Source organism: Chroococcidiopsis sp. CCALA 051, assembly GCF_003015105.1.
GTDB classification, from domain to species: Bacteria; Cyanobacteriota; Cyanobacteriia; order Cyanobacteriales; family Chroococcidiopsidaceae; genus Chroococcidiopsis; species Chroococcidiopsis thermalis.
Window position 1 is genome coordinate 1 of sequence record NZ_PYCI01000203.1, and the last position, 8,898, is coordinate 8,898.

Below are 8,898 nucleotides of genomic sequence, written 5' to 3' on the forward strand. Positions count from 1 at the left end.
GCTCGTGCGCTCGTGCGCTCCCTTCCCCCTAAGGAGGAAGACACCGATCGCGGCAAGGGCATACAGTAACAGCAAAATTGCTGGCAATAGCCAAAAAATGGAGGCGGTGCTGTGCGGATCGGGCAATGGATTGGTTTTCTCGCCCTGATTATCTCTCTCTACGTTCTGTGGCAACTGCGACAAGTTGTTTTGCTCATATTCGCTGCTGTTATCTTGGCAACGGTTCTCAACCGAGTCGTGCGGTTGCTTCAGCGCTATCGCATCCAGCGCGGGATTGCCATAGCAATTACGGTTATTGCCTTACTCGCGATCGTGGCTGGGATTTTCGCGATCGTCGTGCCGCGTATCGTAGAGCAATTGCAACAGTTGGTAAAGCTCCTGCCAGAAATATCGGAGCGGGTGCTTGGCTGGTACAACTGGGTACGCAGTTTAATCCCTGGACGAGTTTTAGAAGCCGCTCCACCCTTGAGCAATCTGACTCAACAACTTCAGTCTTTTGTAGGGGGAATATTGGGTAACTTTGTCACCGTGTTGAATAACTCTTTGGCGGCGGTGGTGAATTTCCTCCTATTTTTTGTCCTCACGATTATGCTGCTACTCAATCCCGTCCCCTATCGCCGCACGTTGATTCTTGCTTTTCCTGCTTTCTATCGTCGTCGAGTGGACGAGATTCTTTCAGAATGCGAAGACTCTTTAGTTGGTTGGATTAAAGGCACTCTCTTCGCAATGGTAGGGATTGGAGTCGTCTCTTTTATTGGATTATCTCTTTTAGGAGTTCCATTACCTTTAGTGAATGCTTTAATAGCAGGCTTATTGGAATTTATTCCTAACGTGGGACCTACTTTAAGCGTCATTCCTCCGGTTTTGCTGGCACTTTTAGATGCTCCTTGGAAAGCCGGAGCGGTTATTGTTTTATATCTAGCGATTCAGCAGTTTGAAAGTTTAGTACTCGTACCAATAATCATGCAACGAGAAGTTTCTTTGTTACCCGTATTCACTATTCTTGCTGTCGTTGTATTTGCCAGTTTGTTCGGTTTTTTAGGCTTATTTCTTGCTATTCCATTATTAATCGTGACTCAAATTTGGTTAAAAGAAGTTTTGGTTAAAGATATTCTCAACCGATGGCAAGGAGAAAAAGAAAGTAAGGAAGACAAAGAGACAAGAGGACAAGTTGAAATATGAATGCTAAAACTTTAAATCATTTTGTTGACTATCGCATCCAAGTGCAAGATTGCAGCATTTTTTATCAGCAAAGCGTTCGGCATTCTTCAACTCCCATTCTGTTTTTACATGGCTGGGGAATCTCATCCGAGCCTTACCAAGAAGTTTTAGAACTCATCGCCGAACAACACGCTGTCATCGCTCCCGATTTACCTAGTTTTGCTCGTTCCTCCTACCATAATCTAATTTCTGATTACCACAGCTATGCAAAATTCATTGTTTCATTCTTAGAAGCACTAAATCTTCCACAAGTGCATCTGGTGGGACACTCGTTAGGTGGAGGAATCGCTATTACTTTAGCGACTCTCATTCCAGAGCGGGTAAAAAGTCTAGTTTTATTAGATAGCACGGGAATTCCATCTGTATCTATTCCAGAAATTGTACCGCGTAGAGCAATTGAGATGACCGCTCAAATTTCTATTCCCAAGCTAAAGTTACAGTTTTTTGATATTCCTAAAGTCTTTACTCATAATCTCTTATTTAATACTGGAAATATTATTTATGCCTTACTCATTTCATTGTATCAAGACTCGACACATTTATTACCTAGTATTAAAGCCCCTTGCTTAATATTATGGTCGGAGAAAGATCTAACTACACCATTATCTGTAGCACGAGACATGGCTAATCTCATTCCAAATTCTACACTAACTATTGTTAAAGAAGGTTATCATGAATGGATGCTTTGGCATCCCGAAAAACTTGCATCGATCGCGCTTGATTTTATCAAGCAAGTTGAGTTAGATTGAGGCGATCGCCTGTTAGTTTAATGACAAATGACAAGCGACAAATGACAAATGACAAATGACAGCCATAAGGCTAAGTATTACAAATTACTGAGAGCTGGCATAGTTAGGGTTAAAATTGTAAGTATCAAGAGACAGAGAACCATCTCTTATCTAGGCTGCAAGGAGCGAGTCTTATGGCAGGTACAAATCCTTCTGATGCAGTCAACCCTTCATCAAAGCCATCAGTTGAAAATGAAGAGTTGTTATTAGCAGATCTCATTGGTACGGACAATATCGACATAGTTTTCGAGGAATTGAGCGATCGCGATGCGGAAATCGGTACTATCCTCAAGCGATTGAAAAATCCATCGATCTATGCTGAAGACGTGACGGGCGGCGATCTTGACGATGATTGGTATCAAGCCGAGGTTGTCGGCGAAGAAGCAGTTGGGGGAGACAATCCCACCCCCGATCAAAGCGTGACTGAGAATCTGTTGCATTCAATGGGGATTACCTCAATAGACGGACAGCCAGTAGAAACCTGGAAAAATTTGCAGCAACGCGATCTCGAACGCTGGGAACTCAACCCTGAATCGTCAGAAGATTATCAGGAACACGGAGAATAATTTGAATCAAATCGCCTGCGATCGCACTATGATGCGTCTATCTCAAGGACAACTCAACTTGCTAGAACGTTGCCCGCGTCAATTTCAACATACCTATTTAGATCTATTCGGTTCGCCTACGACATCGGAACAACAAGAAAGACAAGCTTGGGGAAGTCGGTTTCACTTGCTGATGCAACAGCGAGAATTGGGCTTGCCAATTGAATCTTTAGTGCAGGAAGACATCCAGTTACAACACTGGATGAATGCCTTTGCGACTGCTGCACCAGAAATTTTAAATCTAGATGCAAATCGGCAGATTTTTCGCGAAAGCGAACATTATCGCACGCTGCAAGTGCAAGATTATTTATTATCGGTTATTTACGACTTATTAATCGCAGACGATCGCCAAGCCCAAATTTTCGACTGGAAGACAAACCCCAAATTACCAAAAAAAGCTCAGCTCGAAAAAAATTGGCAGACAAGGCTATATTTATATGTCTTAGCCGAAACCAGCGATTACCTGCCAGAACAGATTTCGATGACTTATTGGTATGTCCCATCTTCTCTAGAAGTAGCGCAGCCAAAATCGTTACAACAAATTAAATTTACCTACTCTCAAGCCAAACACGAAAAAACAGCTAAAGAATTACAGCAGTTATTACATAGATTTACCTATTGGTTGAAATGCTACGAACTAGGCGAACCATTTCCGCAAATTCCAGAAGGAAATAAAAACTGCGAATATTGTCAATTTGCCACTCGTTGCCAGCGCGATCGCGATCGCGACGATTCAGCAGCTAGCAGTCAAAATTGGTTGCCCGATTTAGTAGATATTCCAGAAGTTTCTCTTGGTTGAGATTTAACCCCATCTATTACAACTAGCCGATGCAAGAATACGTCAAAGGTAGAATCTTTAACAAATTATCTCAGTGGTCGTTCGCTCTTCCCCAATTTGCCTTATGATGTCAAAGCTACTGCATTTCAACTGCAAGTTTGGCAGGCGCTACAAACCATTCCCATTGGTACGACCGTAACATACAGCGATATTACCCGCAGTATCGGGTAGCCAACTGCCATCCGCGCCGTTGTCCGTGCCTGTGCGACTAACCCAATTGCCCTCATTTTTACCTGTCATTCGGGTAGTTACTACAGGTAGTTTAGAAGGCGATCGCTGGGGAATTACCTGCAAGCAAGCACTACTGGAGTTAGAGCAAAGGTATTCAAAGCAACAGTATACGGAACCTCAAAAATGAATTTCCACGGCAATGCAGGAAGCGCCATGATGCAAGACACGATTTATAAAACCTTACAGGCAAGTAGGGTGCAATTTATTCGTATTCTCTGGTGCGACAATGCCAATATCATTCGTGGCAAAGCAATACACATCGGCGCGTTATCTCAGCTAGTGGATTATGGAGTCGGCATTAGTGCGGCACAGCAAGCGGTTCCCGTGATGCACGACGTAGTAGTGGCGGAAACGGGGTTGAGTCCTGTAGGTGAAATTCGCTTAATCCCAGATTGGAATACCTTGAGCGTACTGCCTTATTCTACAGGTCACGCTCGCGCGATTGGCGATATGATGCAAGATGGCATTCCTTGGGCTTACTGTCCGCGAGACTTTTTGAAACGAGCGATCGCGGCGGCGCAAGAAGCAGGGATAGAGGTGATGGCAGCGTTTGAAAATGAATTTTATCTACTCCATCCCGCTGAGAATGGATTGGGAGTAGAACCAGGCGATCGCACGGTCTTTGCTTCTACTTTCGCGATGGATGCTAATTTAGCAGTTATTAACGAAATTGCTGAAGCCCTCCTCGCCCAAAATATCCCTGTAGAACAGTACCATCCCGAATCTGGTGGCGGACAACATGAAATTTCAGTGCGTTACACCCGCGCTTTGTCAGCAGCAGATTACCAAATTGCTTTTCGGGAAACCGTGCGTGCAGTAGCATTGCGCCACAAACTCAAAGCCTCGTTTCTACCAAAAATCTTTGCCGAACAAGCGGGTAGTGGTTGTCACCTGCACCTGAGTCTCTGGCAAGATGGTAAAAATCTGATTTCCGACACTGGGAACGCGCCTGGAATCTCAAAAATTGCCCGTGCTTTTATTGCTGGCATTTTGGAGCATTTACCCGCCTTGATGGCACTGACTACCCCTAGTATCAACTCCTATCGTCGCATTCGCCCTCACTCCTGGAGTGGGGCTTTTCGTACTTGGGGATACGACAACCGCGAAGCCGCGATCCGAGTTCCTAGCGATCCTGCAAGTCCCAGTCCGACGCAGATTGAAATCAAAACTGTTGATGCTTCTGCCAATCCCTACATCGCTCTAGGCGCAGTCATCACCGCTGGATTGGACGGCGTGCGTCGTCAACTCGAACCAAAAGAGGCGATCGCAGTTGACCCAGGATCTATGTCCCAATCGGAACGAGCAGCGAAGGGAATTGATGCCCTACCAACAAATTTAGGTGAGGCGATCGCCAATCTCCAAATCGATAAAGTTCTCCTCGATGCTTTAGGCAAAGAACTCGCTCAAGCATACATTGCCGTCCGTCTGGCTGAGTGGGAAGCCATGAAAGATTGGGCGTTGAAAGAAGAAGTCAAGTTGTTATTGGAAAGATATTAAGGAAGTCAAAAGTCAAAAGTTCAAAGTCAAAAGTTCAAAGTAGGGTGGACAATGCCCACTTTACTAACTTTGAAATATGCTTTTATCAATATTTGAAAAGACTTCGTGCTGAAAATTTTTGGGAATATCTTCTGTGGCAATTTGATTTGAGCTAAGAATTGAGAGAGCTTCCCGCATCAACTCGTTTTGCTCTTGATTAAGCAGGGCTAACTTAGCAGAAATTTCTAATAGTCGCTGGTGTTGGTCGGTATAATTTGTTTGCGCATTTGATGTCGGTACGACGTGCATTTGATGCATGTTTCTTCGAGTAGGTTTTAGGCTAAATCGAGCGAATAATTTATGCAGCGATCGCCAGCTCATTTGAATTAAAAAATACCCTAATTTCAGCGGCATTTGTAATACTGACAAACAGAACTTTTCAAGCAAGCGTCCGATAGATTTAATTAAACTCCAGGCAATCGCAATGACAAATAACAGTATAATTACACTTATAATGGGGTGTTCTGTTGCCCAATTCAGAACTTGTAGCGATCTCTCTACGGTTGGATGTGCTTCTAACCAACTCTGAAATAATGTTACTTGCGTGGAGGCAATCGGTGCGATCGCCTGATCTGCTAGACTGCCAGCAGCATCTTGAGTTGTGGTAGTTATCCGCGCGATCGTATGGCTAAAAGTATCGCCAGCCGCAGCTACCCAATCTTTTGTTCGCTCCAGAATTGAAGTGCCATTTTCTGCTTGAGATCTCATCCTCAACAATCTCCTGCGATCGTGCTATCTCAAGCCTATCTCTGCCAACTCATTTTGAGCAGATGGCATAAATTTGTAGAGAGTCACTATGCAGCTACGCTACAGATGAATACCAATAATCTCATTATAGTTAGAGCAAAATAGTTAGAGCAGATCGTTATGGTAGACTCAATCCTAAGACCCAATTTTTAGAACGATATATCACTCTTTTAGCTTCAGGTTTCCAGCGGAATAGTTGTTTTAATATAAACGTTTCGGAGAGGAATCTAATGCAAGATAAATTAACAAGCGTAGCCAAGAATTGCGATTTAACGGGTAGTTCTTTAAATCGCGAGGTTGTTGAGACTCTGAAAGAGTTTCTGGCTGATGGTGAGAAACGGGTACAGGTAGCAGGCGTTATTGGTTCCAATGCAGCTGAGATTGTCAAAACAGCAGTTAGTCTATTATTCCAAGAATATCCAGAGCTAGTTAGTCCAGGTGGCAATGCTTACACAACACGCCGCTACAATATGTACGTGCGAGATATGAACTACTTCTTGCGATATTGTAGCTATGCGATCGTGGCTGGAGATGCTAGCGTCTTAGACGAGCGATTGCTGGCTGGTTTGCGAGATACGTTCAACTCTCTAGGAATCCCTTTAGGTCCCACTGCTCGAAGTATCCAGCTGATGAAAAATATCGTCAAAGAAAAGTTAGTGACGGCTGGAATGACTAACATTACGTTTGTCGATGAACCATTCGATTACGTCGTGCGTGAGATTAGCGAAACGGAAATTTAGCAAAGTGTGGTGGGCAATGCCCACCCTACTGAATTTGTTGGAAAAATAACAATCCGGCTTGAAATAGTCCCACGACAAAACCGAGAACACCACCTAAGTTAACAATTGCCTGTAACTCATTTTTGACAATTCCTTCGATCGCAGCTTCTAATTCGGCGGGAGAGGTAGATTTGACGCGATCGATAATTACCTGGTCGATCGATAGAATTGGAAGTGCCTGTGCCACCAAATTTTCTAAATCTTGCTCTAAATAACGCTCCAAAATTAAAGATAACTCTTGACCGATCGCGGTTAGAGAAGAACTGAAAGCAGGAGAGTTACGCAAACGATTGAGCAGCACGCTAGCAGTATTTTCCCAATCAATCGAATCGCTAAATCCTTGAATAAACTCTGGTCCGTGAATTTGAGAATAGCCGATTGCTGTTTCTCGAATTGTATTGCGTAATTGCTTTACAGTAGAAACAGGTAAATTTTGCAACGATAAACTTTTCAACCAAACTTTAAGGCGCTCGCGGACTTGAAGCTCTTGAATTAACTCCTTAATCCGCGCATTCGTAACTTCTCTTTCGTCCAAACAAAACGTTCGCAGGCGCGCCAAAGTGTTACGCAAACCAAATAAGTTAGCAACTACCCAATACGTACCGCTCGTTTTTTCGCGAAAACTCTCATCAATAATTTGAATTGTGCGATCGGTTAAAAGATCGATGACTAACTGGCGAATTGCGTCTGGTGGAAGAACGACTTGCAGCAACCAATCAGCTAACCTCCCCGCTTGCTCGTCGCTGAGTTGAAACTCAAGTAATACTTGGTCGAAAATTTGATTGAGTTGAGTGCCTAAAAACTCTTCTCGTCGTAACAACACCTTAAACAAACGCGGTAAAGATTCCCCAACCAAATCGCGTAAAATTCCCGCCAGAATTTTGGTTGCTCTTTGATCTCTATCAGTACGAACCTGTTCGATCGCCAGTCTTAACAGCCATTCTATCCCTCCTCGCACTCGCTCCGGTTGCAGCAATCGCCGCGTCAACTTCTGCAATTCCTCTGGTGTCAGTAGAGAACCCATGATCGTGTCCGACACCCGCTTTGCCAAGCGTTCTTGGTTGCGAGGAATTAAACCAGGAGTAAAAGGTAATTGTCTTCCGGCAAAATAACGCGCTCGGTAGGGACGAAACAGCATTTTAATGGCTAAATCGTTCGTGAAATAGCCAATAATTGCTCCCGCGATCGGCGGACTAACATAAACCCAGAAATGAGACCAATCCATACAAGCAGGAGATGAGAGTTAGGGAGTGGGAAATGGGGAGTCGTAGGGGCGGGTGCGCGCAAATAGATAGTAACTGAGGCAATGAATTCTCGGTCAAAACCCGCCCGTACAGGAGTCGGGAAAGAGTGTAGTGCGTGTTTTAATTCCGAATTCCGAATTCCGAATTCCGAATTCCTAACCCCATCCCTTAGTTAAGACCAATATCCCCATCATACCGTTGGCAATTGGGTAGTGAGTGGCTGTTGCAAACCCTACTTCTTGCGAGAGTTGAACTTGTGCTTTACCTGAAGGAAATCGATCTAAACTGGGGCTGATATAGGCGTATTCTTCCGTGAGATCGAAGTGACGCGCGGCGGGAACGACGAGATTATCTAAGTACCATTGTTGAAAAGCTCTAAATTGAGAATTTTCAGGACGATGAAAGTCTAAAATTGCCGCTTTAGCACCAGGTTTGAGGACTCGATGCAGTTCTTTTAAGCAACAAGGAATATCGATAACGTTACGCAGTCCATAGCCCATCGTTGCAGCATCAAAATGATTATTGGCAAAAGGTAAATTCAATACATCTGCTTCTACCCAAGAAATCGGGGGTTGGGGATATTGGCTTTGGCTGCGTTGTTGGGCGATCGCCAGCAGTTGCGATGAAAAATCTACCCCGTATACTCGTCCGTTAGCTCCTACTTGACGGGCGAGGCGCAGCGCTAAATCGCCGCTACCACAACACAAATCGACACAGGTATCCCCCAAGCTTGCTTGGCTCCACTTAACTGTCATTTGCTTCCAAATGCGGTGCTGACCTAAACTCAGCAAGTCATTTAAGCGATCGTAAACTGGGGCAATGCGATCGAATATCTGTTGAACTTCCATATGAGGGGTGAGGAGTGAGGAGTGAGGAGTGAGGGGATAAGGGAAAGGGGGAAGATAAGGG

General features: G+C 44.4%; 11 protein-coding genes. 8 read left to right on the top strand and 3 right to left on the bottom strand.

Annotation, left to right across the window (positions count from 1 at the left end):
* The first annotated feature begins 111 nt into the window (after nucleotides 1-111).
* The 7 genes from C7Y66_RS29020 to C7Y66_RS29045 all read left to right on the top strand — a co-directional run bounded on the left by C7Y66_RS29020 (nucleotide 112) and on the right by C7Y66_RS29045 (nucleotide 5,180).
* A complete protein-coding gene (locus C7Y66_RS29020) occupies nucleotides 112-1,182 on the top strand; it encodes an AI-2E family transporter (protein WP_106548199.1) in 1,071 nt (356 codons plus the stop codon).
* Complete coding sequence (locus C7Y66_RS29025) at nucleotides 1,179-1,970, top strand: alpha/beta fold hydrolase (RefSeq protein ID WP_106548200.1); 792 nt, start codon at nucleotides 1,179-1,181, stop codon at nucleotides 1,968-1,970. The genes C7Y66_RS29020 and C7Y66_RS29025 overlap by 4 nt, the downstream gene beginning before the upstream one ends.
* A gap of 173 nt (nucleotides 1,971-2,143) precedes the next feature.
* Nucleotides 2,144-2,575, top strand: coding sequence for a DUF6335 family protein (locus tag C7Y66_RS29030; protein WP_106548201.1), 432 nt, complete (start codon nucleotides 2,144-2,146; stop codon nucleotides 2,573-2,575).
* A 31-nt stretch (nucleotides 2,576-2,606) separates the two neighbouring features.
* A complete protein-coding gene (locus C7Y66_RS29035) occupies nucleotides 2,607-3,413 on the top strand; it encodes a PD-(D/E)XK nuclease family protein (protein ID WP_370143989.1) in 807 nt (268 codons plus the stop codon).
* A 96-nt stretch (nucleotides 3,414-3,509) separates the two neighbouring features.
* Nucleotides 3,510-3,623, top strand: a complete 114-nt coding sequence (locus tag C7Y66_RS33605; RefSeq protein WP_199197710.1) for an MGMT family protein — start codon at nucleotides 3,510-3,512, stop codon at nucleotides 3,621-3,623.
* 25 nt (nucleotides 3,624-3,648) lie between these two features.
* Entirely contained in the window at nucleotides 3,649-3,810 is a 162-nt protein-coding gene (locus tag C7Y66_RS33610; RefSeq protein ID WP_199197711.1) for a hypothetical protein, read from the top strand.
* Nucleotides 3,807-5,180: a glutamine synthetase family protein gene (locus tag C7Y66_RS29045; RefSeq protein ID WP_233222902.1), complete on the top strand. Its 1,374-nt coding sequence runs from the start codon at nucleotides 3,807-3,809 to the stop codon at nucleotides 5,178-5,180. Before C7Y66_RS33610 ends, C7Y66_RS29045 begins: the two co-directional genes overlap by 4 nt.
* 63 nt (nucleotides 5,181-5,243) lie before the next feature.
* Here the strand turns inward: C7Y66_RS29045 and C7Y66_RS29050 are convergent, their stop codons facing one another.
* The gene (locus C7Y66_RS29050; protein ID WP_106548202.1) at nucleotides 5,244-5,927 is read right to left on the bottom strand and encodes a hypothetical protein; all 684 of its coding nucleotides are present in this window, start codon (nucleotides 5,925-5,927) and stop codon (nucleotides 5,244-5,246) included.
* 269 nt (nucleotides 5,928-6,196) lie between these two features.
* Here C7Y66_RS29050 and C7Y66_RS29055 point away from each other — a divergent pair, with 269 nt between their 5' ends.
* Nucleotides 6,197-6,706 (top strand): allophycocyanin subunit beta, encoded by a 510-nt coding sequence (locus C7Y66_RS29055; RefSeq protein WP_015153831.1) that lies wholly within the window; start codon nucleotides 6,197-6,199, stop codon nucleotides 6,704-6,706.
* 25 nt (nucleotides 6,707-6,731) lie between these two features.
* On the opposite strand, the gene C7Y66_RS29060 is transcribed toward C7Y66_RS29055, so the two are convergent.
* Both C7Y66_RS29060 and ubiE read right to left on the bottom strand, forming a co-directional pair.
* On the bottom strand, nucleotides 6,732-7,970 hold the full coding sequence (locus tag C7Y66_RS29060) for a DUF445 domain-containing protein (protein ID WP_015153830.1): 1,239 nt from the start codon (nucleotides 7,968-7,970) through the stop codon (nucleotides 6,732-6,734).
* Between the two features lie 174 nt (nucleotides 7,971-8,144).
* Nucleotides 8,145-8,837, bottom strand: coding sequence for a bifunctional demethylmenaquinone methyltransferase/2-methoxy-6-polyprenyl-1,4-benzoquinol methylase UbiE (gene ubiE, locus C7Y66_RS29065; RefSeq protein ID WP_106548203.1), 693 nt, complete (start codon nucleotides 8,835-8,837; stop codon nucleotides 8,145-8,147).
* Between the last annotated feature and the right edge of the window lie 61 nt (nucleotides 8,838-8,898).

Excerpts from the sequence above, each read along its gene's own strand:
- C7Y66_RS29055 (WP_015153831.1), top strand. The coding sequence starts at position 6,197 with ATGCAAGATAAATTAACAAGCGTAGCCAAGAATTGCGATTTAACGGGT.
- ubiE (WP_106548203.1), bottom strand. The coding sequence starts at position 8,837 with ATGGAAGTTCAACAGATATTCGATCGCATTGCCCCAGTTTACGATCGC.
- C7Y66_RS29035 (WP_370143989.1), top strand. The coding sequence starts at position 2,607 with ATGCGTCTATCTCAAGGACAACTCAACTTGCTAGAACGTTGCCCGCGT.
- C7Y66_RS29030 (WP_106548201.1), top strand. The coding sequence starts at position 2,144 with ATGGCAGGTACAAATCCTTCTGATGCAGTCAACCCTTCATCAAAGCCA.
- C7Y66_RS29060 (WP_015153830.1), bottom strand. The coding sequence starts at position 7,970 with ATGGATTGGTCTCATTTCTGGGTTTATGTTAGTCCGCCGATCGCGGGA.
- C7Y66_RS29050 (WP_106548202.1), bottom strand. The coding sequence starts at position 5,927 with ATGAGATCTCAAGCAGAAAATGGCACTTCAATTCTGGAGCGAACAAAA.
- C7Y66_RS29025 (WP_106548200.1), top strand. The coding sequence starts at position 1,179 with ATGAATGCTAAAACTTTAAATCATTTTGTTGACTATCGCATCCAAGTG.
- C7Y66_RS29045 (WP_233222902.1), top strand. The coding sequence starts at position 3,807 with ATGAATTTCCACGGCAATGCAGGAAGCGCCATGATGCAAGACACGATT.